At 46.2% G+C, this 23,613-nt stretch carries 15 protein-coding genes; 8 read left to right on the top strand and 7 right to left on the bottom strand.

Annotation, left to right across the window (positions count from 1 at the left end; translation table 11 throughout):
• Nucleotides 1-174 precede the first annotated feature (174 nt).
• The gene (psaA, locus tag F6K53_RS08175; RefSeq protein ID WP_293017523.1) at nt 175-2,397 is read right to left on the bottom strand and encodes a photosystem I core protein PsaA; all 2,223 of its coding nucleotides are present in this window, start codon (nt 2,395-2,397) and stop codon (nt 175-177) included.
• Nucleotides 2,398-3,082: 685 nt separating this feature from the next.
• Here psaA and F6K53_RS08170 point away from each other — a divergent pair.
• From F6K53_RS08170 to F6K53_RS08160, 3 genes are all read left to right on the top strand, one after another.
• A complete protein-coding gene (locus tag F6K53_RS08170; protein WP_293064346.1) occupies nt 3,083-5,272 on the top strand; it encodes a hypothetical protein in 2,190 nt (729 codons plus the stop codon).
• A gap of 55 nt (nt 5,273-5,327) precedes the next feature.
• Nucleotides 5,328-5,528 carry a hypothetical protein gene (locus F6K53_RS08165; RefSeq protein ID WP_293017525.1) on the top strand — a complete coding sequence of 67 codons (201 nt, stop codon included), beginning with the start codon at nt 5,328-5,330 and terminating at the stop codon, nt 5,526-5,528.
• Nucleotides 5,529-5,791: 263 nt separating this feature from the next.
• Entirely contained in the window at nt 5,792-6,328 is a 537-nt protein-coding gene (locus tag F6K53_RS08160) for a retropepsin-like aspartic protease (protein ID WP_293017526.1), read from the top strand.
• Here the strand turns inward: F6K53_RS08160 and F6K53_RS08155 are convergent.
• Both F6K53_RS08155 and F6K53_RS08150 read right to left on the bottom strand, forming a co-directional pair.
• Nucleotides 6,306-9,227: a VIT domain-containing protein gene (locus tag F6K53_RS08155; RefSeq protein ID WP_364300837.1), complete on the bottom strand. Its 2,922-nt coding sequence runs from the start codon at nt 9,225-9,227 to the stop codon at nt 6,306-6,308. The two genes, F6K53_RS08160 and F6K53_RS08155, sit on opposite strands and share 23 nt — an antisense overlap.
• 145 nt (nt 9,228-9,372) lie before the next feature.
• Nucleotides 9,373-9,561: a CPXCG motif-containing cysteine-rich protein gene (locus tag F6K53_RS08150; protein WP_071103615.1), complete on the bottom strand. Its 189-nt coding sequence runs from the start codon at nt 9,559-9,561 to the stop codon at nt 9,373-9,375.
• Between the two features lie 221 nt (nt 9,562-9,782).
• On the opposite strand from F6K53_RS08150, the gene F6K53_RS08145 reads away from it, so the two are divergent.
• From F6K53_RS08145 to F6K53_RS08135, 3 genes are all read left to right on the top strand, one after another.
• A complete protein-coding gene (locus tag F6K53_RS08145; protein ID WP_293017528.1) occupies nt 9,783-10,253 on the top strand; it encodes a GNAT family N-acetyltransferase in 471 nt (156 codons plus the stop codon).
• A gap of 168 nt (nt 10,254-10,421) precedes the next feature.
• The gene (locus F6K53_RS08140; RefSeq protein ID WP_293017529.1) at nt 10,422-10,631 is read left to right on the top strand and encodes a hypothetical protein; all 210 of its coding nucleotides are present in this window, start codon (nt 10,422-10,424) and stop codon (nt 10,629-10,631) included.
• The gene (locus tag F6K53_RS08135) at nt 10,632-10,799 is read left to right on the top strand and encodes a hypothetical protein (protein WP_293064355.1); all 168 of its coding nucleotides are present in this window, start codon (nt 10,632-10,634) and stop codon (nt 10,797-10,799) included.
• On the opposite strand, the gene F6K53_RS08130 is transcribed toward F6K53_RS08135, so the two are convergent.
• Nucleotides 10,779-12,296 (bottom strand): serine/threonine-protein kinase, encoded by a 1,518-nt coding sequence (locus tag F6K53_RS08130; RefSeq protein WP_293064358.1) that lies wholly within the window; start codon nt 12,294-12,296, stop codon nt 10,779-10,781. The genes F6K53_RS08135 and F6K53_RS08130 overlap by 21 nt on opposite strands.
• Nucleotides 12,297-13,304: 1,008 nt before the next feature.
• On the bottom strand, nt 13,305-13,454 hold the full coding sequence (locus F6K53_RS08125; RefSeq protein ID WP_158069500.1) for a hypothetical protein: 150 nt from the start codon (nt 13,452-13,454) through the stop codon (nt 13,305-13,307).
• 428 nt (nt 13,455-13,882) lie between these two features.
• Between F6K53_RS08125 and F6K53_RS08120 the strand changes: the two genes are divergently transcribed.
• Entirely contained in the window at nt 13,883-15,259 is a 1,377-nt protein-coding gene (locus F6K53_RS08120) for a hypothetical protein (protein ID WP_293064362.1), read from the top strand.
• 947 nt (nt 15,260-16,206) lie between these two features.
• Nucleotides 16,207-16,698, top strand: coding sequence for a hypothetical protein (locus F6K53_RS08115; protein ID WP_293064365.1), 492 nt, complete (start codon nt 16,207-16,209; stop codon nt 16,696-16,698).
• A 291-nt stretch (nt 16,699-16,989) separates the two neighbouring features.
• Here the strand turns inward: F6K53_RS08115 and F6K53_RS08110 are convergent, their stop codons facing one another.
• Together F6K53_RS08110 and F6K53_RS08105 are read right to left on the bottom strand one after the other, a co-directional pair.
• Nucleotides 16,990-20,112, bottom strand: coding sequence for a response regulator (locus F6K53_RS08110; protein ID WP_293064368.1), 3,123 nt, complete (start codon nt 20,110-20,112; stop codon nt 16,990-16,992).
• A 47-nt stretch (nt 20,113-20,159) separates the two neighbouring features.
• Entirely contained in the window at nt 20,160-23,564 is a 3,405-nt protein-coding gene (locus F6K53_RS08105; RefSeq protein WP_293064371.1) for a GAF domain-containing protein, read from the bottom strand.
• Nucleotides 23,565-23,613: the final 49 nt, after the last annotated feature.

The following is a 23,613-nucleotide window of genomic DNA, read 5'->3' as shown; positions in this document are numbered from 1 at the left end:
ATGCTTTAAGGAAATTCTCCTCGCTGACCTATGAGACTTATGCAATCATGCTGCTCATTGTTTTTTGTTAATTAACTCCCTGGAACCGAAGTTCCAGGTTGCTTAGGGTATCGACAGGCGAGACACAGGTTATGGTATCCCACTCAAGGTTTGGCATCGATTCCTGGTAACCAGTTATCCCACTGACAGGATTCGTGCCAGGAAGAATGACCAGGTAACGACGATTCCTCCCAGGAGGTAGTGAGCTACCCCCACAGCCCGACCCTGAGTGATGCTCAGAGCACGAGGCTGAATCGATGGGGCTACTTTCAATTTATTATGGGCCCAAACGATGGATTCGATCAGTTCTTGCCAGTACCCACGACCACTAAATAGGAACATCAGGCTAAAGGCAAAGACGAAGTGACCAGCTAGGAACATTATGCCGTATGCCGACAGAGCTGAGCCGTAAGATGTGATTACATTTGAGGCTTGTGCCCACAAAAAGTCCCGTAACCAGCCATTGATGGTGATCGCACTTTGGGCAAAGTTGCCATTGGCAATGTGAGACACAGTCCCATCCGGGAATACTGTTCCCCAGACATCAGATTGCATCTTCCAGCTGAAGTGGAAAATAACCACAGAGATGCAGTTATACATCCAGAACAAGCCTAGGAACACATGATCCCAACCAGATACTTGGCAGGTACCGCCACGACCTGGACCATCGCAGGGGAAGCGGAAGCCTAGCTCAGCTTTATCGGGGATCAGACGTGACGAACGGGCAAACAGTACCCCTTTGAGCAGAATTAGTACAGTGACATGGATGGTGAAGGCATGGATATGGTGAACCATAAAGTCCGCAGTACCCAGCTCAATCGGCATCATTGCCACTTTACCGCCTACTGCTACAACGCCTCCGCCAAAGGCATAGCTAACGGTTTCCAAAGCATTGGGAGCAGTTCCTCCCGGCGCTAGGTTGTGGATGTTTTGAATCCACTGGGCAAAGATTGGCTGTAGCTGAATCGCCGTATCAGAGAACATATCCTGAGGGCGACCCAAAGCCCGCATCGTATCGTTGTGAACGTACAGACCAAAGGCATGGAAACCCAACCAGATACACACCCAGTTCAGGTGAGAAATAATTGCATCCCGGTGACGGATAGCCCTGTCTAATAGGTTGTTCACATTCTTGGCTGGGTCATAGTCCCGCACCATGAAAATAGCACCATGGGCTGCACCTCCCACAATACAGAAGGCACCAATCCACATATGGTGGGTGAATAGGGACAGCTGAGTACCATAGTCTGTGGCAATGTACGGATACGGAGGCATCGCGTACATATGATGAGCCACAATGATGCTCAGAGAGCCTACCATGGCTAGGTTAATCGCTAGCTGGGCATGCCAAGACGTAGTCAGGATTTCATAAAGACCTTTGTGTCCTTCGCCAGTGAACGGACCCTTATGAGCCTCTAGAATTTCCTTCATGCTATGACCAACACCGTAGGTATTACGGTACATGTGGCCAGCAATGATGAATAGGACTCCTAGAGCTAAGTGATGGTGAGCGGTATCTGACAACCACAATCCACCGGTTACTGGATTGAGACCACCATGGAAGGTGAGGAAGTCAGAGTAGACGCCCCAGTTCAGGGTGAAGAAGGGGGTTATGCCCTGAGCAAAACTGGGATAAAGATCTGCCATCAAGCTCTGATTGAATAAGAACTCATGGGGCAGTGGAATCTCACTAGGAGCCACCCCAGAATCCAAGAGCTTGTTGATGGGCAAAGACACATGGATCTGGTGAGCTGCCCAACTTAGGCAGCCGCAGCCCAGCAGCACAGATAAGTGGTGGTTCATCATCGACTCCACGCTCTGGAACCATGACAGTTTCGGAGCTTTCTTGTGGTAGTGGAACCAGCCAGCAAATAGCATCAGGGCTGCCATTACCAGACCACCAATAGCTGTTGCGTACAGTTGGGTGCTATTGGTGATACCGGAAGCACGCCACAGCTGGAAGAAACCAGAGGTGATTTGGATGCCGTGGAAGCCCCCACCAACATCGCCATTTAAAATGCCTTGACCAACCACAGGCCAAACCACTTGAGCACTGGGCTTAATAGTAGTGGGATCACTCAGCCATGCTTCGTAGTTGGAAAAACGAGCACCATGGAAGTACATGCCGCTCAACCACACAAAGACAACGGCTAGGTGACCGAAGTGTGCACTAAAAATTTTGCGAGAAACGTCTTCTAAGTCACTGGTATGACTATCGAAATCATGAGCGTTAGCGTGAAGGTTCCAAATCCAAGTGGTGGTTTTGGGACCTCTCGCTAGGGTTCGATCAAAATGACCTGGCTTACCCCACTTCTCAAAGGAAGCTGGTACCGGGTCTTTATCGACCTCGAGTGGCATGAGGAATCTCCTCTCTAGACAAGGAACGACTAATACCCCTAGGGGAGTTTTATTTTTATGGATAAGAAAGCACTTTTCTAATCACTGCTTTCTAACGGCAGCAAGGACCTGTTCTGAATTTACGTCAAAACGGATACCTCCCTTAGAAGATAATAGGTCTTGCTTCAGGGGATTTTTGAATTTAGTTAAAAATAGTTAACAATTTTTTTGGCAATTGTCAATTATTCTCAATTAGCGGTATTACTATATATACCACTGTTTGTGTCTAAGCCCTCATCAGAAAAAATCAAAATTAACTATAGAAGAATTCAATGATATTTTTTTCACAATGTTACAAATTGCAAAGAAATGCTAAATATTTTTTGAAAAGAGTGTCCCCGATCTATAAAGAGGACCCTCAAAGGTTAAACGTCTAGGGATATGGTTAATACAGAAGCGGAATATTTATAAAAAAGCGGAAGACTTGAAACAGGGGTTCGACCCCGGGGAGATCCCCTAACCAAGGGAACGGGCACCAAGAGGGAAAAAGTGAGAACACACTTGATCATCCTGCCAATAGGCAACCCCAACGCTCATAGACCAACACCATTAGACAAGCAGCAAGACTAGAGGTCAACCTGTAAGTTAAGATTAAAGGCTGGTGATCAAAGGAGATGGCTTGTTGGGTAGGAACAGCCAGATAATCATGGTGAAAAGACTTTTTTTCTTCCTAATCACAACGATTTTAGTTTGGGGTCTGGTGGCCTGTGGAAGCGATCGCATCAAGACATCGAAGGGGTTTGGCATCGATGGCAGCTCCCAAACCAAGCAAGTTAATCAGTTATCAGAAGTAGGGCCACCCCTAGCTATTCAAGAACTTAGTCAGAGCCTAGAGGCTTACCGGCCTCAAGTCATCATTGTCAGACCTGGTGATGACATGGTGCTCGAAGATACAACAGTATCAGTGAAATTTCAGGTTCAGGACTTGCCAATTTTCCAAGATCCCGATCTAGGTATAGGTCCTCATCTGAACCTCATCCTGGACAACCAACCTTTCCAAGCCATCTATGACCTAGACCAACCTCTAATCCTAGAGGATTTATCCCCTGGCACCCATACCTTGCGGGCATTTGCCTCTCGCCCCTGGGATGAGAGCTTCAAAAATAAAGGTGCCTATGCCCAGACCACATTTCATATCTTTACTAAAACTGACGACAACAACCCAGATCCAGCCCTGCCACTGCTAACTTACAGCGTTCCAAAAGGCGACTACGGAGCCGAGCCCATTATGCTGGACTTCTATTTGACGAATACGCCCTTGAGTAATACCCCTCTGCAGCTAGTGGCTCAAGACAATCTAGATGATGATAGTGTTGATTGGCATATTCGGGTTACTGTCAACGGTCAAAGTTTCCTACTCGACCGTTGGGAATCGATTTATCTGACAGGGTTTAAAGAGGGCAAAAACTGGGTAGAGTTAGAGTTTCTGGATGAACAGGGCAACCCAGTCAAGAATGTTTTCAACAACACAGTAGAGGTGATTAACTACCAGCCTAACGGTGAAGACACCCTTTCCCAGCTAGTACTAGGTCAACTCTCGGCTGAGCAAGCTGGTGGTATTGTAGACCCGAACTATCAGCCACCGCCAACCCCAATACCTGTACCAGAAGTCACACCAGCTCCGAGTCCATCACTGACTACTTCACCTACAGTAGAGCCAACACCAGAGCCAACACCAATACCCTCGGTTGTTCCTATAGTTGAAGAACCTCTAACCTCTGAACCGACTTCCCTAGAACAAGAAACTACAGAAGAAGACACTACACCACCAGGGGAATTAGACACTACTGAAACAGAGCAAATACCAGAACTAGAGGAATCTGTAACACCCAGTGAACTGCCAATAACTCTGGAGGAAGCAACCCCTGGCGTTGAGCCCAACCTACCTGAGGTGGAAACAACTTTGGAAGCAGAAGAGCTGGTTCCTGCCACTGAAACCCCAGTACCAGTTGAGGAAGCAACTACTGGCGCTGAATCAGTAACCCCTCTACCTGAACCGTCAGAAAAGCCAAAATTAAACATCTGGAGTCGCTTTGGCAGTTTCTTCGGACGTTCCGCTGTCACCCCTAGCCCCTCACCTGAAGCGCTAGAGGAACTGGACATTACATCAGAGGAACCTGTGGTAGCTCCGAGGGAATCTGAGTCCACTAGTGTGGTTGAGGAGATATCGGCAGAACCGGCAGTAGAGACAGGGGAGGATGAGTCCACTACTGTGGTAGAAGATAGTTATGAACAACCGGCGGTAGCTCCAAAGGAATCTAATTCAACTAGTGTGGTTGAGGAGATATCGGCAGAAATGGGAGTAGAGACAGGGGAGGATGAGTCCACTACTGTGGTAGAAGATAGTTATGAACAACCGGCGGTAGCTCCAAAGGAATCTAATTCAACTAGTGTGGTTGAGGAGATAGCGGCAAAAGCGGCAGTAGAGACCAGGGAGGATGAGTCCACTACTGTGGTAGAAGATAGTTATGAACAACCGGCGGTAACTCCAAAAGAATCTCAGTCCACTGCTGTGGTTGAGGAGATATCGGCAGAAGCGGCAGTAGAGACCAGGGAGGATGAGTCCACTACTGTGGTAGAAGATAGTTCTGAACAACCGGCGGTAGCTCAAAGGGAATCTAAATCCACTAGTGTGGTCGAGGAGATATCGGCAGAAGCGGCAGTAGAGACCGGGGAGTATGAGTCCAACACCAAAGTCGAAGATAGTTCTGAACAACCGGCAGTAGAGACAAGGGAATCTGAGTCCACTACTGTGGTTGAGGAGATATCGGCAGAACCGGCAGTAGGGAATGGGCAGTCTGAGTCCAACACCAAAGTCGAAGATAGTTCTGAATAACCGATAGTGGCAACACTTGAGTGCGATCGCACTATCACAATAGACAGTTAGCCCATTGCTAGATCAACTGTTTGAGCACCAAAGGCGATCGCTTTTAGCGTGGCCTACGGCCAATCGCGTAGCGTGCGCCAATGCGCAATCCCTGAACCAGTGGGGATGGCTGGTCGATGCTCGATGTGCAGCTGGCGGTGGCTCCCCAAGCCGCCCTGCATCGATTTCAGTACTCAAAGTCGATTGTTATGACTTTCTTTATTAAGTTTTTTTGTAATAGTGCCAGCTATCAGCATAACTCCCCAAACTTTTCCCGATAACGAGCCAACAACGATTCCCTATCTGCTAATTGATTTATTACCGATTAGCTATTATTAAAGTGTATCTATAAACTCTGTCTAAGAGTAGTGTTGGTTTAAAAGTTTCCCTGGGTAATCTAGGATTAGGCGATAAGTGCCGATTCATCCTTCAGCCTTAATCCTTCCTAAAAGTTTGTACTAATCAAAAATTATGGAGTAGATAAATCAGGTGAAACCCTATTTACCAATCCAACTATTAACAACATTATTTGTAATCACAACCAGCACCCTCACTCCTGCTGTTTCTAACGCTCAAATCGATTTAGCCTGTTTCATGCGGGATGCCAATGGCAATCTGATTGACCTTGGCAAACTTTGCGGCATATCAAAGCAAAACAGTTCAGGGGTGATTACAATCCCGATCAAACGCCGAGTCTATAACACTCCTGTGATTGATGTCACCTTTAATGGTAAACGAACCTTTGAAATGGTGGTTGATACAGGAGCATCCGTCGTGACAATTACCCCAAAAATGGCAAAAGCTTTGGCATTGAAACCAGAAGGAACTGCCACGATGGATACAGCTAATGGTACAGTAGATGTACCCCTGGGTCGCTTGGCCTCCGCTGCCGCAGGAGGTATTGTGGCTAACAACCTATTGGTTGCTGTGAGTCCATCCCTGTCAATTGGACTGCTAGGACACAATTTCTATCAAGATTATGATCTGACGATTAAGCAAGATGTCATTGAGTTGCACCTTCGTTAATCCGTAAGGTTAAACACACGCTCTTTACACAGGTTTGGGGAACTCGCCAACAAGAAAGCGATCGCTTAATCAAATCAATCATTTGGGATTCCGTCAGGGTAGAGGCTGCTTCATCCCACATCACCCTGATCACGCGACCTCTACGCACTAGGAACTCGAAGACAATTTCACCAGCTACCCCTAGGGGTAGGTTCAACCGTTGCAGATGTTGGGTTAAACAGGTTGTCCCTATTTCATCTAATCCCTTAACTCTGACCAACTGTAACCTGTGATGGCTGATTGCCGCTGAGCTTAATATCTCTGACTTCACCTTTTGAATCAATCTAGGACAGACCAAGGTCAATTCAAAATTATCTGGTGATTGAGTACCGAAATAGTCCTCAGTGATTATTTCTGATTCCTGATCGCCAGAATATGGATTATCATTATCATTGTTCCTATCCTGAAGTGTCTTAGAAGTAATATACTCCTGAGGGATAATTTCTGATGCCTTACCGGGAGCATATGGATTATCATTATCATTACTTAGCTTAGATTCCTTGGACCTGTTTTGCCTATACTCTGACTGTTGAATCCAAGCTTTGGTTTTAACCCCTAATTTCCTATATTCACTTATTGGTAGGACAGACCTTGGGATAGGAGAAGACCAGGCGGTGGGAGAAGACAAGGCAGAGAGGGAAAACAGTAAAGATCGGTTAATCTTAGAGTTCTTAGGTGTCCCCTTTTTCCCCTGGTCATGAGGAAATGGTTTTGAATTGATGTCAATTCCTGCTTGTCTGCGGCTCCCCTTATCCCCTGCTCTCAACCCTGAACGCCACTTCTGTAGCCTGAGTCTATCCTGAATTGCACTAGCAAAAGTACTTTTGATCATGCCTTCCCAGTTAACTCCTTCTGGTATTGTTACTGGTACTTGCATCGATATCAGGTGGCTTTCTCCTGCAACCGTTACCTGATCACTGACAGCAACAAAAGCGGTGTACTGGCACAATAGTTGATAACTCAACGCTGTTGCGGTCACTGCCTCTACCCCAGCTTTGGTTTCACAGCTCAACATTTGCTGCATCAGGTGTTTAATCCTTGCTCTACCCCACAGCTGGGCAATGGCTGGATTGTCGGCTTGATCAAAATTGAGGTTAAATCTTTTCTCGTAGTAACTACCATCCGCCCTAGTACCGGTAATCCTGAGAGTACCAGTAGGGATTGTTCGGGTAGCGTAGCCTTTTGGCCAAGGTTGGTTTGGGGTTAGGGTTGAATGTTGTTTGGTTGAAAGTTCTAAGGCCGTAGGCCACGCTACGCGATCAGCTGTAGCATTCGAGTCGGGTTGGTTATTCTCCAAACCTTTAACCTTCAACTTACTAACCTGCAACTGTTCTGCCTGGAACTCTGGACTCAGAGAAATGCGTCCACAGATAACCAAAGGCTGCTGGGTAAATAGATCCGGAGTGGGATTGGGATAAATTATCGCTTCCCCTGGGCCTTCCCAAGTAACGTGAATATTGGTTAGCACTGGGTTATTAATTTGACGGAAAAACTGTTCCGCTACTGCTTCAGTTGGTTCATCCTGACGCACCATTCTAGCTATTCCCCGTCCAATTTCAGCTAAGCGATTGAGCAGAAAGCGGTTCGGAGAACTGCCGACACCAAAGCTATAGATGCGATTTCCAGGTTTAAGCTGTTGCTGTACTTCTGCTAGTACCTGATTCTCATTGCTAATGTAGCCATCACTTAGCAGTACAATACTCCGTAGTCGTCCCTCTGGTGCAGCCGGTAAATTCAGCAAGTTACGAATACCTTTGAGTAAATAAGTACCACCGTTGGCTTTTAATTGATTGATGTAGTTAATCGCCTTTCTACAGTTTTGGGGGGTATTCGATAAGGGTTTGGTAGATAGCTGGGTAGCAGTATCTGAAATATCAATAATGGTAAAGGTATCCTTCGGATTGAGTCCATTAATAAACCGACGCATCAATTCCTGAGACTTTAGCAGAGGATCCCCCATTTGAGAACCAGAGGTATCGATCAGGAACACCACATCCTTTGGCACAATCTCATCGGTGCTATAGTCCAACGCGGGGATAAGATACACAGCAAAATGATTGCCCCGTTGATCTGCGTGGGTAAGTACTGTTGTCTGAGTTTGCTCCTTGGCAATCCCATAGCGTAGAATCAGGTCTTTGTTGGGAATCGTGTCTTCCTGACTCAGTTTTACCCGCAGGATTTGCCCCTGTTGTTCAATGTTAATCTGATGGGAGGTAGAATAAACCTCTGTAATTGCTACTCCAGCGTCAATCTCGACGGTTACCCCAATGTCATGACCTGAGCGCATGTCTGGCGGAATCAAGGGTGGAGTGATCCGGGAAGCATCGGGAACGAAGTCAGTATCCCCACTCTCATCAATGGGAGTACCAGGTATGAAACGGGGGCCAACTACCATTGGGAAGACAAATTCATAATTACCCCCCTGGAACTGTAGCTGATCGGTATAGCGAATGGTGACCTCAATTTGCTCCCCTGGTTTAATGTGAGCTAGAGATTGAGTAAAAATATTATCCCGTTCTTGCTCTAAGAGTCCCGCAGTCCGCCCCTGACTGCAAGCTTGCTCGTAGATAGTTTGAGCCTCTTCCCGTTTTTTGATATTGCCCTCAATTATGCGATCGCTTAATTTAATCTCCATCTCATCCACCGCCGCTTCATCCGGTAGTGGAAAGATATAGACCGCTTCTAAGGGTTCGCTAAATGGATTGTCAAAGGTCTGTGTCACCTCTACCCGTGACAGGTGACCGGTGATTTTGGCGTAAACGTCTGTATGTTTCAGAGGAAATACCGAATGTTGCTCCTCTTCGTTAACGTATAGTCCCCCTAGCAACTGCTTGGAGCATAATAGTGCATGAGTGGGCATGGGCATTTACCTTAAGATTGAGCAAATGGGTGAGCTTCGCCACTGTCCCTATCAGTAGCAAGGTCTTGGGTAGACGCACCATGCTAGCCACAAATCTAATGATAAATCCTTACCAAGAGTGAACTTGGGTCAATCTGCCTTTTAGTTAGCCATCATAATCGCTGTCAATCTCAATATCGAGAGTTTCTTGATCTACCCTTACATACAAAATGTTTGGACGACAGCACACTTGACAATCTTCGATATAGGATTGCTGTTCACCAGCGCTTAGATCAACAAAGGTCAAATTGGTTTCACCACAATAGGCACAGGAATATTGAGCAGTCTCTTGCATTCACTCAGAATTTTCTTTGAGTGTAGCAATAATTTTATTGGGTCAGGGCTGACGGAGATCACAACTGACCTATGAAATTGGTAACTGATAAATTTACAGGCTGACGGTCTGTTGTGGAGTCGTTTTTTGTGGAGTCGTTTTTTGTTGAGATTTGACGGTTGACGGTTGACGGTTGACGGTTGATGGTCAACCATAAACAAAAATTCAATTTACAACAGCTGATGACTAAACCATCTCCATCGTTACCACCAGGATGCATTTTCCGCCCTGCCTGTGCTAAGGATACCTGGGCAATTCTGAAATTAATTCTGATTGCTAAACTAGAGCCTACCCAGTTACGTTGGACCCAGTTTCGGGTGATTGAATTTGAGGGGCGTGTGGTGGCTTGTGGACAATTGCGCAACTTTCCCGATGCCCAAGAATTGGGGAGTTTGGTTGTGGCACCTAAGTGGCGCAATCGGGGCTTGGGGAGTTATCTGATGGAAAATCTAATCAAAGAGGCAACTCAGCCTCTTTATCTCGAATGTATGGGTTGGCTGACGGCATTTTACAACCGTTTCGGTTTTGTGTCAGTATCCTGGCAAGACTTACCCAAATCCCTTAAAGTTAAGTTTGGCTTGTCCAAACTAGCAACTACAGTATTGGGTATTCCTCTATCCATCATGACCTACCAACGAAAGGATGAAGGATGAAGTATGTTCCCGTAGCGTGGCCATTCGCGTACCGTGGCCTTTTGGCCTTGGCCTTGGCCAAGGCTGAATTTTTTGGGATCCATGCTTTTTGTCTTCAGACTTTATACTTGGTATCGAGCTATTGTATGGAGCTATAAAATAAGCAGTATTGGAAGCAGCCAGCCGCCTATGGCAACCGCCGCATTTTTTCAAGGTATATTAGGAGCTTCGAGTTTGGCATTGGGAGCCTTAGTTGGGGTTTTCTGGCAGCCAAACCGCACTGTTTCTGCTGCCATCATGGCATTTGGTAGTGGGACCTTAATTTGTGCGATCGCATTTGAAATCACCATCATTCAACTCCAATTACCCAACGGGCGCGTTGCTGAATTTCGGTATTGATTGGTTTTGTATTTTGCCTTCAACCTTGGCCTTTCGGCCACGCTACGCGAACAACCTTCAACCTTCAACCTTGGCCTTTCGGCCACGCTACGCGAACAACCTTCAACCTTTAACCTTGGCCTTTCGGCCACGCTACGCGAACAACCTTCAACCTTCTGGACTTGGTGATGAATCACTAGATTTGACATCCAACCAAGCTCGGATTTCTTCAACTAACCAATTCAATTCAGCTTCTGGTAATTGTTCGCCAAAGATGTAAGTTTGGGATTTTTGACCAAAGGGTGATGGTCGTTCTACCTGAGTAGTGATCGCAATCCCCCGATGGTATCTGCCTTGTGCATCCCGATAGGCAGTAATATAAACTTCTTTAATTTGTGAGTTTTCTCCTCGATCCCATTTTTTGCGGCTCAAGGATGCCTTAATAATTTCAAATTTTTTGTTATCAAAACAAATACGAACTGCCTCAGAAAAGTCTTTTTCAGAGTTTAATGATGTTATCCACATCACTAAAAAAATTGGGATAGCTAAAGGCAGTAATGATACTGGAATTGCTAATAAAATTACTAATATTTGAAGAATAAGGTGCTTAAATAAGTCAAGTAAAATTGCTACGACTACTCCCAACCCAACACCAACTAATATCCGGTTTTGCCTAGACTTTTCTAAGGTCTTGAATCGCTGTAGGGAGTAAGAAAATACCCCCTTTACCACCCCTCTAGCTTGTTTTAGGGCATGTTTGAAGGGTTTCATCACTATCATTTCCCAGTGAGAGGGGATATCAATGATCAGTTGTTCTGCTGATTTATGAATACGGACAACAGTGTCTGGCAGACCAGTTGGGGAGGTGTTGTTTGATGGAACCACTGGGTTAGTGTATAGGGCTTCAGTAGCTTGTTTAGCATCACTGAAGCGGCGCTCCACAGCTGGTTCTGTAATTTTTTCTAGCCAGGTCACCAAGCCAGGCTCAACAGTAGAACCGAGTAGTTGACGAAATTGAATCCGCAAATTTTCCTGAGGTAACTCAGCAGGTGCCACTCCAGTCAGCAGTTCAATCAAGGTCACCCCTAAGGCATACAAATCAGAAGCAGGCACAGCTTGACCCCCAAACTGTTCCATGGGAGTATAACCATAGGTTCCCACCACTGTAAATGTGGCACCCGCAGTAGTTGGTTGAGCCTGCACTGCTCCAAAATCGATTAAATATACCTGCTCGTCCTCACCCCAAATTAGATTGCTTGGCTTGATATCTCGGTGTAAGACTGGGGGGTTGAGCTGATGTAAGTACTGAAGAATTTCTAAAATATCAGCTGCGATAGTATTTACCTGCTGCTGAGAGAATCTAAACCCTTGAGACTGTTGCTGTTTCAGGGATAGACCAGGGATATACTCCTGAACCAGTCCAAACCATAGGATACTCTCATCGAGGGAAAAATAATCCCGATACTTGGGAATCCGAGGATGATCCAGTTGTTTGAGAACTTGCGCTTCCCGCTCAAATAGTTTCAAATCGTCCCATTGTACGGGACCACCTAAAGCCAAAAGCTTGACTACGACTTGTGTGTCAGACTCGGAATCCAGTGCTAGCCAAGTCTGGCGCACTGGATTGTCATTCAGCTGCTGCTGGAGGTAATAGCGATTTTGGAGGACTTTTCCAGATTCTAGCATAGTGTAGTAGGCGTTGAAGCCAGTTCTTTTACTATAGCTTTTGGTGAATACAACATAGTATAAAGAAGGATCCTTGTGAATAAGAGCAATCAACCATGTCCTGTAGTAGTTACAGAAGTATTGGGGTTGTTGCTAATAGATTGTTTGTCAAAAAATTATGATTACCCTAAATCCCTCTGGTAAGCTATCAGCTATCAGCTATCAGCTATCAGCTATCAGCTATCAGCTATCAGCTAAAGGCCTGTGGCCACGCTACTTGAGATGCTTAGGTGCGCTTTCCGCATCTAATTATTAAATTCGCCACGGGTCGCACTTGAATAAAATAAGCTGACCGCTGAGCGCTGACCGCTGAATGCTTACTCCCTCTGCCTAATTAACCCCCTTCCATCCCCCTTAAAAAAGCCGAGTTGTTTCAAGGGGTGCTAGGAAGGAAATCAAAGACACGAAGCTCTTAGTTTTTAAAATTTGTTTTATACACAGTACAGTCTATATTCAATAGAATAGTAATTACATTTTAGGTAATTTTATTGATTGTTTAAATTGAACTTGAAATTATAACGAAGTGAAGAATTAAACTAGATAAAAATTAAATTATTGCTCCAGAAAAGATTCCTAAATACCTATTTTAATTGATAACTACAGATGATAAATCATAAGTTTTACCCTGGCTACTTTTTTGACAAGGACATTGAATTAGCTTTAATAAAGCAAGTTTAAATTATGGATTATATATTTCTATAAACAACTAGTATTGAAGATAAGTATAACAATGATAATTACATAAACATAAATCCCTGGTTTCAAGCGGGAAGTGATTACAATATCGATAAAAAATTGGTTATGGTAAAACTAAGTTGATTACAATTTTTACCAATCATGATCTGGAATGTTCAAGTTTTAACTATTTGCCAGAGTAGCTTTTTGGTTAGATTTATCTAACTATAAACTCTGTCAATGAGATGTAGCAACTCTTGTGGAGCATCATCCTTTCCCAGACCGATAAGATAGTTATAGTCTCAAGGAGTTTAATTCAGTAGGTGTTGCAATTGCTGTTGTTGTAGTTGCCCAATCCCAGTGGTTGCCCAATCCCAACTTGAACCTTTTCTGTAATCCAGGCAGACTACCACCAGCCTGTGATGGGATAAAGTCTCTCCCCATCCCTGTTTTTGGCGGAACGGTTTTTGAGCTGGTGGAGCTGTTGCTTGAATAGTTCTATCTGTTGCGTTCTATCGGTTGCGGCTGGGCGGAGATTTGTCAATCTAATTTATTTAGATGTGTTTGCCCTGGGGGGAAAGCCAAACACACAAACAACCACCGTCACGGTTATTCAGTTTTTAAGGCGCGAAACTTTGACACTTGTCCCTAAGTGTGATACTTTCATTGAGTGCTTATCGATACTGATTTAAAGCCAGCAAATCCCACACCATTTACCCCAGCATAACCTCTGGGGGGTGTTGTAATTTGTTTTTACCTGGTAGTCGGTGTCGCACCGCTATCTTCAATGGCCTAAGACTTGGTTTCTTAGGAACCGATTCTTGTCGGGGTCGAGAAGACAAAGATACTGAAGACAATGTGAAATTATTCTTATGATTACTCAGTCACCACCAAGTAACTGGCGACTCAAGCCAGGTTATCTGAGCTATAGTGGCTCTCAGTTTGAGTCCGTTCACATTCTTTTGGGAGGGTTTTTGGCCGATCGCCATTCCTCTAATCCTCTATCGACTGGCTCTTTACTGTCCGACAATCCCAGCTGTGAATGGGGCAAGGGGCAGCCATTCGAAAAAGTGATCGACTCTCCAGAAGCTTTTGCGGCGTTGATAGCAAATCCTCAGTTGTTTCGACATGCGATCGCAATTATTGAACCCTGGAAACATGTGGGCTGTAACCCCCTAGGTGAGGAGGTCCGTGCCTCGGTTAATGTGGCTTATTTGGCGCAAAAAGTTGCTGACTGTGATTCAATTCTCTTTCCCTATTGGGCCTCAGGTCCGTTAGATTTGGAGCGACTGATCCCCGTCATCAGCTCAGGATTGGCAATTGTGGTAGAGGGGGGGGATCCATCTCTCCGGAATCCCTCTACCTTTGCAGGGGCAAGTTGCTCCCATCAGGATCTTCTCCGTCTATCTGAGCAAATTCTCCTGTCTCGGACTCCTGCAAGCGCACCTGCCATATTTATTTGTTTAGGGCACCAGCTTGCGGCTCAGGCTCACATCAGCCTGATTCGTCGGGCAGTCAGGGAAGTGTTAGCTCTAGATGTTTTGGAGGGGGATGGCAATGGCAAGGCTTTGAGGGCTTTACAACGTATCTGTCAAGAAATCCAGGCAGTAGGGCAATCCCTGGTCATCAAGAAGCGGGATGGCCGTGTGGTGGCAGACAATTGGGAGCATCAGGAGTTTGCGGTGGCTCACAACGAAGCAAAAGAGATTGGTGATCGCCAGCTGCGGCAGTATGAATCCCCTGACCATGAGACCTCCGGTGTTCCTGAGGCACTGATTGTTGCCCATGAGATTACCGCTGATGAGCACGAAGGGGTGATTGATACGTCGATTGCCTATGAGCATGAACTCAACATTGCAATGTTTCATTCGGACGAGGTGAACGAAGAGGCAATCTTATTTGCAAACTGGGCGTATCGGTTAATTCATGATGCTCTCATTCCCAGCCGTCACATTGTGGCGAATAGTGCTTTGTCTTGGCTTATCCAGCTCCCTGATGCTGTTGAAATTTTGTGCTCGACGGCGGATGATGATGATGAGGTGTTGACAGAGTGTTCTGCCACTTGCATCAATTACAGAGATTTTGAAAGTAAAACCGTTCGGCGATCGTTTACCTGTCAGTTTCATCCGGAATTGCTGGCAGATCTGCGGGTGGTGGGTTTGCGGCAGCCCCCTTCCTATGAAGAGCTGAAGCAGGATGATGGGGTACGGCTATTTGCACGTTTGTTGTATGCCGGGATGCAAGAATAGCGATCGCAATTTTACAGGCACAGAGTTAGATTGGTGTGTTAGAGGCAGCATAACGCGCCCTAAGGGAGGCCGATCGAGCTGAAAAAGGGGTGGCTGTTTAATTAGTAAAGTGTTAGGTTTCTTTTGATAGTGGCTAAAACGAACATGAACCAGGTAGCGGTACCTGGTTCATGGCTATACTTATTCAACAAAATATCTAGCTAGGGTTTACACAGTCTTACAGCCGACGCTCAACAAAAAAGTATATTCCTCCATTACTTACTTTCCTGAGTGGTTTGGCTTTTGATGTTTTAGCAGTTTGGCTAGCCTAAAGATACTGAACAAAGATGCTTCAGATCATTACCACTAGCTAGTTAAAACATCTACCAATTAGGGCTAGACATGGTTTCAGTTGTCTAGGGTAGGTGGTAATTAAACTCAATTACTCCCATTCATGCTGATTTAACGCCTACCTTACCCTACATGTCTTGTTAATCTCTACGACTAAGTTTTTAGGGCTGTAAGTTCTTCAGGACAGGAGGCACAGTCCTGAATTCCGATTGGTTTGTGTGCCTATGATTAATGTATCAACTTGGCTGAACTTTTGGTAGACTCTGTTCAGAGAAATTTGCTAAACTTAAAATTTGTTTAAAAAGCCTATGAATTCGTAACGTTCGAGAAATCCTATAGGACTTACGGCGCAAACCCGTTTATTGAGGGTCATTACACCGATTTCAGCCTTTGACTTATAAGAGAAACCTGGTTTTAAGGGTCTTGCTGTGTAAGCCCTGTACTAATTATTGATTCGAGAATATCCCACCCTCAGTAACTCTTCCGCAATCCAATTTGAGCCTAGGTATAGGGATAAATGGGTAAATTAGGGCATGGGATGATATGGATTTTTTTTTTGATTTATATGTTAAGCATTTTGTTAGCTTGCATTACTTGACAAATCCTTTAGATCTGATGTGCATTCTGTATTTTTTGCTACTATACTCGAAGAAAATCTTAGAGCTGACTTAGGGATTAAAAAGACTCTGATGAAGAAGTTGTTAATTACGCTATTGGTAGCACTGTGCTTGGTTACAACACTATTTCTAACCAGCCCTGCCACTGCACTAGCTAAAACTACACTTTACCCAGGTGAAGAACTCAAAAGAGGTGATTTCATAACCTCTCCGAATGGTCAATACAAGTTCATTCAGCAAGAAGATGGAAACCTCGTTCTCTACAACGGTTCTGGACTCCCTTTGTGGGCTAACGGGCAACATGGCAAAGCAGTGAGTAGAACCATCATGCAGGATGATGGCAATTTTGTTACCTATGGATACCCTGAGGCACTTTGGTCTTCTGGTACTAGTGGGAGTCTAGGTGCTTACCTCATGCTCCAGGATGATGGCAACATTGTAATTTATCAGCCCCATCCCGATCCAATATGGACTACTAATACTGTTGAGTAAATTACTGATTAATATGAGGGGTGACACCCCTCATATTAATGGCTATATTTTGATTATGTAGATGCACCCTGATGATCAAGAGAGCTTGAAGACGGCTCTCTTATTTTTTTTTAGGGAAAGGGATCGATGCAGGAGATCTCAAAAGCTGTGTGTACTCATTCAAAAACAACGGAAAACAAACAACGCAAAATAAACAACGCAAAATAAACAACGCAAAACTAGCGAATGCGATTGGCCTAAGGCCACGCTTCGCGATCGCATACTCTGTCGGACATGATCTTACCAGCAATATTAAATCAATACGTCTTCTACCATAATTTCATTTAAAGTTTTCAATAACTCCCGCTCATTGTAAGGCTTATAAAAATAGGCAGATGCCCCTAAAGTCATAGCTAGTTGGCGATGCTTAGAGCCACTCCGGGAGGTGAGCATAATAATGGGTAAAGTCTTTAAGCTCGGCTCTACTTTGACCCGAGTTAAAAAGCCGTAGCCATCCAGCCGGGGCATTTCGATGTCACAAATAATGGCTTTCACCTCTAATCCCCGAAGCAGTTTTTCTATCCCATCCTGACCATCTTTGGCATGTTCTACAATATACCCAGCTTTTTCTAACCCCAATGCCAACATCCGGCGCACGTTAATCGAGTCATCAATGATTAAGATGGTGTCTTTGGTACTTGGTTGTATACCGATTGAGGGAGGTTGTTGCTCCACAAATCCCTTTGAGGTGGGGCAATGTTGTGGGGATAAACTCTCTAGGTTAGTGGTGCGCTGACAACTGATTATCCAGCGTAGCATGGCGTTGGCGTCTACCAGAGGAACCACTCGACCGTTGCCGAGAATGGTACAGCCGCTAAATCCATCAGGTAACCCTAGGGTTCCTTCTACTTGACGCACGGTGACTTCTCGCTCTCCCCAGGAGCGGTCTACACACAGGCCGATTAATTGCTCGGCTTGATTGATAATTAGAATAGTAGGTTCGTTGATGCTCGGGGTTTCTTCTAGGGTGGTGACCCGACGGCGACAGTAAAATTTCAGCCACTTTTTCATGCGAATCAGGGACACCATTTTCCCTTGCCAGTTGATGACTTCGTTGCCTAGGGTGGTTATGATTTGCTGGGATTTGAGCATCAGCATCTCTTGAATCACATCGATGGGAAATGCCAAGAGCATGCCGTTACTTTCCACTAGCAGGATGCGTGCTACCGATAGGGTAAAGGGGACGGTGAGGGTAAAGGTGGTTCCCCAACCGGGTTGGGTATCGACTCGGATATTCCCCCGGATTTGCTTGAGGTTGTTGCGCACTACATCCATCCCCACACCACGACCAGATAGGTCGGTGACTTGATCAGCCGTACTAAATCCGGGTTCAAAAATCAGAGACAGCAATTCCTGGTCACTGGCGCTGGCGAGCAGCTCCTGGTCTAATCCCATTTCCTCTGCTCTGGCTCGGATTTTAGTTAAATTAATGCCTTTGCCATCATCACGGAGGGTAAGCTGGGTCTGGTTCCCCCTGTGGATGGCTTTGATTTCAATAGTTCCCTTTGGCGGTTTCCCCATAGCCTGACGGGTGCTAGGGTCTTCAATGCCGTGGTCGAAGGCATTGCGCAATAAATGCATGAGGGGGTCACTCAGGGTTTCCAGGATGGTGCGGTCAATCAGGGTACCTTTCCCCACTACCTTGAGTTCTACTTGTTTGCCATGCTCCACACACAAGTCCCGCAAAGCTCGGGAAAATCGTCCCACTAAATCAGATAAGGGACGCATCCGAACCTGAGTCAGATTGGTTTGCAGCTGCTTGGCAGTTTTGTTTAATTCATGGGCAATGCTATCAGTATCGTCTAGGGTCAATTCCAAGTCGCTGGTGACTTCTTCGATTTGAACAATGGTTTCCATCACCTCCCTTGATAGCAGGTGCAAGTCGCTGTAGGAATCCATCTCTAAGGCATCAAACCCTTGAACAGTAATAGCTAGGGAAGTAGAGGAAGCAGAGGAAGCGTCAGAAGCGGCGGGAGAAGATACGGAAGATGGCAGCAACAGTCCCTCGGATTTGCTGGTTTCCCCATCCCCCTGTCTTCCTGTCATTCCTCTTGGGGTGGCAATCTGGTCATAAGATGTGCGCAGCTTGTGATTGGAGGCTTCGAGAATCTTGACCCGGCGGCTGAGGTTGTATACTAGGGTGCGCAGTCGTCCCAGTTGCAGGGAAAGACCATTGCGCTCGATAGTCAGTTCTCCAAACAAGTCATTGAGTCGATCCAACTGTCGCACAGGAATGCGCACAGTATTTTCCTGGTGTGGGTCTTTTGAGGAGTCTTCCTGATTGTTCTCCCTCACGAAGATGGGTTCAGGGCAAGGGGGGGAAGACAAGGGAGGGGGAGAAGACAAGGGAGAGGGGGAAGAAATCTTGGGATTGCTATCCACCCATTGAAATACCTTTACTTCCCCTTGATCTGGCTGGTCTGGCTGGTCTGGCTGGTCTGGCTGGTCTGGCTGGTCTGGCTGGTCTGGCTGGTCTGGCTGGTCTTCCTGGTATGCCTCATCCCCTTGTCCGAGTAGTTCTGGCTGATCGGTTTCCAATTCCCCAACTAATATAGCTTCCTCTGGCACCCCTGGGTCTGTAGCTCCTCCTTCATTCTCCTGAAACTCCCTAGCTTCGAGGCGGCGGGGTAAATGAGTCAGTTGACCCACCAGTACCAACGCCTGGGATTGCCGCCACAGCATTAGAGCTTGTTGGGCGATCGCTTCCACTTGGTCTGGGGCAGCTTCTAGCTGGTGATTGATGTCTTCGCACAACTGGCTAAAAGCCTCAAGCTGCAGCATTTCTCCTAACCCGCCTAATTCTTGAGCCATGATGGACACTTCTTCTAGCAAGCAGGGCTTTTCGGGGTCTGCTAATACCCCTTCTAGGCGAGCTAGACACCCTTCCACTTCTGTTTCAAACAGCATGGCAGTCACATTAGTGCCATCCTCTGCTCCCAGCATAGTAGTTGCATCATCTGCGACCGGGTCCCCTAGAATATCGTGCAGTTGATCAAATACTGGGTTAGCTATGGTTTCTAGCCACTGGGAGTCTACCCGATTGCCCTGGCGGTTGATCTCGAGTACCTGGCGCAGACAGTCTACCCCCTGTAGGAGTAGACTTTCGAGTTGGTTTTCGATTGCGATCGCATTTTTCTTAGCCTTGAGAACTTTAAATGAATCCTCTAAACGGTGAGTTAGGTGACTCAAGGTGCCATATCCCATCATCCCAGCTCCCCCTTTGACAGAATGAACCGCTCGCAGAATCCCATCCATTTTCTGACTATCAATGGCAGCGCTGGCTAAACCCAGCAGCACCGATTCAATGGTATCTAAGTATTCCTTTGCCTCTTCGAGAAACTGTAGCTGAATTTCCAGTTCTTTGTCCTGTGACATGTGTAGTGGTTAGTGGTTAGTGGTTAGTGGTTAGTGGTTAGTGGTCATTAGTCATAATTCTGATCAACTTTAAACTTGCCAACCGATGTTTGTAATTCTTCAGCAATACTGACAGTGTCTTGGAGGGAGTGGGAGATATGTTCTGTTGACTCGTAGGTGCGTTCTGAGATTTGGGCAATGTCTTTCATTACGTTGGTCACAGCGCTTGAGGTTTCCGCTTGGGAAACGGTAGCTTGGAATATGGATTGAATGAATTGGTCGATTTGGGTGGAGACGTTGAGGATTTGACCAAAACTGTCTTTGGCTTCTTGAACTAGATAGGTGCCTTCGACCACTTGGGTAGTCCCCAGTTCCATGGCTTCCACCACTTCGGAGGTGCCTTGTTGGATGTTATCTACAATTTGTTCAATTTCTTTAGTGGCCGTGGCAGCGCGAGCAGCGAGTTCTCCAACTTCTTCGGCAACCACTGCAAATCCTTGCCCCTCTTCTCCAGCTCGGGCAGCTTCTATGCCAGCGTTGATCGACAATAGGTTGGTTTGCAGGGCAATTTGGTTAATAAATGCCACCACTTGGGAAATTTGCTGGGAGGATTCCCCGAGGCGCTTGACTTTTTTGGCAGTTTCTGCTATTGTATCTCTCAAGATTAGGATACTGGCAACAGAGCGCTCAATAGCGTAGGTGCCGCTTTGGGCGGTGTTGGCAGCGGTATGGGCGACAGCAGCGGCTTGGCGGGCATTAAAGGCTACCTCTTGAATAGAACCAGTCATTTGAGCCACAGAATCTAGGGTGTCGGTGATTTCCTGGGTTTGTTGGAGTGCGGCTTCAGACAGTTGATGAATAGCTCCAGCATTGTCCCCAACAGACTGGTGTACCTCAGTAGCAGCAGTTTTGACTTGGGTAACAATCCCTCTTAGACTTTCGATGACGGCATTGAAGAAATCAGCCACAGTGCCAATTTCCCCACTGAGGATCTCAGCCCTTACCGTGAGGTCACCTTGGGCAGCTCCTTCCACTTTATTAACCAGTTCTAACAGTTGCAACTGTAGGGCTTCCCGTTGTTGCTGTTGTTCCTGGGAAACTACTTCCGCAGCAATGCGGGCTTGTTTGAGCTGGTCCACTAGCTTGGCTTGCTCAAGGGCAAAGCCCAATTGAATCGCCATCTGCGTGAAAAAGTTGATGTCTGATTCTTGCCAATGCCGGGTACCGGAACACTGATGGGCGACCAACAGTCCCAGTAATTTGTCCTCCCCTAAGATGGGGGCGACTAGGTGAGCTTTGACTTTAAACGGTTCAAGTTGACCAAAGTAACACTCACTCAAGTCTGCCTGGTAAATGTTATCCAAGGCAGTAACTCTACCCTGCTGATACTTTTCCACATATTGGTGGGCAAAGCAGGGGTCAGCAATTTCTGCTCCTAGGGATTTCGGCCAGCCATGACCCACGGATTCGGCGACAATGGTTCCTTGCCAATTTTCGTCAAACAGATAGACTAGGACTCGGTCGGTTTTCAGAGCTTCTCGGATGCCACTGATGGCTGACTGGTAGATTTCCTCGACTGTGAAGGATTTCCGGATACCGGAGGTAATCTCAATGACTTGCCCAGCTCGGTCGGCTTCGGCGGTCTTCACTGTGGCGAGACTGGCACTGCTTAAGGCTAGTCCTAAGTGGGTGGCTAATTCCTGTAGAAAGTCAATCTCATCGGTGCGCCATACTCGAGTGTTAGAACACTGATGGGCTACCAATAAGCCAATTAGATTATCCACCCCCACAATCGGGACGACCAGGTTTGCCTTGACTTGCAGTCGGTTCAACAACTGCATATGGCCCGAGGAATATTTCTGTGCTTGGACATCACTGGTGGGCACAACCCTTCCCTTGCGATAGGCTTCCAGCAATTTTCTGGGAATACAAGCATCGGTGATTTCGTTGGCGATTGCTTTTGGCCAAGGGGAGTCTACCGCTTCAGCCACAATGGTTCCCCGATAGCCTGGGTCAAAATAATAGATCACCACCCGGTCGGCGGCTAACTTTTCCTTAGCAGCATTTACCACTAAATCAAAGGCATGGGCTTTCTGATCAGGTTTGGCAGCATGGGTGACAACATCAGCAAATAACCGAGCCTTGTCTAGGGAAGCTTGTTGCTTAGCAACTAGGGTCTGTAGCTGAGATGCCATACGGTTGATATTTGACCCAAGTACCCCCAGCTCATCGGTTCCCACCAGCTCCAAACGGGTATCCAGTTGCCCTTCCCCGAGGGCTTTCACTGCCTTGGTAGCTGCTAACAAGGGACTGGTCAACCGGTTAGCGAGATAGACAGCTACTGCAGCAACTAATAAGGTGGTCAGGGAGATTCCCAGGGTCAGGGTGAGGAGTAATTGTCGCTGGGGCAGAAATGCGATCGCATCTGGGGTGGCCATGACTGCTACCCAGGGAAGGTCGGGTAAGTCGTTGATTTTACGAAAGGGGGTATAGGATAGCAGATCCTGATGCTTTTTGACCCGATCAGACGTGACGAGACTATCAGGTTTGTCAGCAGTTTGCAGTTCCTTGGCGTCCGGGAATACCTTGGTTAGGGGCTGATTAACGATATTGCTTTGGTTGGAGAGAAAAATTTTACCGTTGCTGGTATTGATTAAGTAAAGTTCTTCGCGATCGCTGCCCATCAGGTTGATCGAATCTTGAAGGTGTTGGATGGGCATCCGGGATTGGATAACTGCGACCAGCTCTTTTGTATTTTCGTCAAGTACCGGTGCAGCTAAGTAAAGGGATAACTGACCAGACGCATCCGAGTTTATTGGTTGACTAATCACCGGTTGTTTGGTCTTGATCACCTGCTCAAAATAAGACCGGGAGCTGGGATTATCTACAGGAGTCTGATTAGATTTGGCAATGACTTTGCCGGTTAAGTCGAAAACAGCTATACTGTCGTAGACCTGGTAAATGTCTAGGTAGCGGTTTAATAATAGGGCTTGTCTTTCCGAAAGGGAGATGGTCTGCTGTTGACTGGAATTAGTAAAAACTGGGAGCGTAGCTAGAAATCGAATATCGGCATAGCGGTCTTGTATGAAGCCCTTGAGGTTGTCTTCTAGGCTAACTACCCTAGCAATGTTTTTTTGGTAAATTTCTTGGGTAATAGATTGGTTGGCTAAGTGATAGGCAATAGAGCCAATCAGCAGTACAGGAATAGTGCCTAGGGTGATGAATAATGATGTTACTTTAGTTTTTAAGCTGAGTTTAAGACCCCCAGAGCTTTTGGAACTGCTAGGTGGTTCAGTGGAGCCTATAAGCTCAACCCCATCCTGATCGGAGTTTTGGGTTGGTTCTGTGCTAGTCACATTTATAACTGAGTCCAATTCGGCATGGTGACGATACCTGTCTTTGGTTACCCCTTGACTATTTAAATCCTGATTAATTTCATTATTATATATTGATTTATCAAATTGTTTCACCATAAAAAAGCACCATTACCTGGCTACCAACTTATTTTTTATCAAAGCATTG

Source organism: Moorena sp. SIO4A1 (genome assembly GCF_010672065.1).
GTDB lineage: Bacteria > Cyanobacteriota > Cyanobacteriia > Cyanobacteriales > Coleofasciculaceae > Moorena.
Note: the sequence above shows the minus strand (reverse complement) of the source record. Positions and strands in the feature narration are given on the sequence as shown.

Excerpts from the sequence above, each read along its gene's own strand:
- psaA (WP_293017523.1), bottom strand. The coding sequence starts at position 2,397 with ATGCCACTCGAGGTCGATAAAGACCCGGTACCAGCTTCCTTTGAGAAG.
- F6K53_RS08170 (WP_293064346.1), top strand. The coding sequence starts at position 3,083 with ATGGTGAAAAGACTTTTTTTCTTCCTAATCACAACGATTTTAGTTTGG.
- F6K53_RS08155 (WP_364300837.1), bottom strand. The coding sequence starts at position 9,227 with ATGCCCACTCATGCACTATTATGCTCCAAGCAGTTGCTAGGGGGACTA.
- F6K53_RS08150 (WP_071103615.1), bottom strand. The coding sequence starts at position 9,561 with ATGCAAGAGACTGCTCAATATTCCTGTGCCTATTGTGGTGAAACCAAT.
- F6K53_RS08145 (WP_293017528.1), top strand. The coding sequence starts at position 9,783 with ATGACTAAACCATCTCCATCGTTACCACCAGGATGCATTTTCCGCCCT.
- F6K53_RS08140 (WP_293017529.1), top strand. The coding sequence starts at position 10,422 with ATGGCAACCGCCGCATTTTTTCAAGGTATATTAGGAGCTTCGAGTTTG.
- F6K53_RS08130 (WP_293064358.1), bottom strand. The coding sequence starts at position 12,296 with ATGCTAGAATCTGGAAAAGTCCTCCAAAATCGCTATTACCTCCAGCAG.
- F6K53_RS08125 (WP_158069500.1), bottom strand. The coding sequence starts at position 13,454 with ATGGGGAGAGACTTTATCCCATCACAGGCTGGTGGTAGTCTGCCTGGA.
- F6K53_RS08120 (WP_293064362.1), top strand. The coding sequence starts at position 13,883 with ATGATTACTCAGTCACCACCAAGTAACTGGCGACTCAAGCCAGGTTAT.
- F6K53_RS08110 (WP_293064368.1), bottom strand. The coding sequence starts at position 20,112 with ATGTCACAGGACAAAGAACTGGAAATTCAGCTACAGTTTCTCGAAGAG.
- F6K53_RS08105 (WP_293064371.1), bottom strand. The coding sequence starts at position 23,564 with ATGGTGAAACAATTTGATAAATCAATATATAATAATGAAATTAATCAG.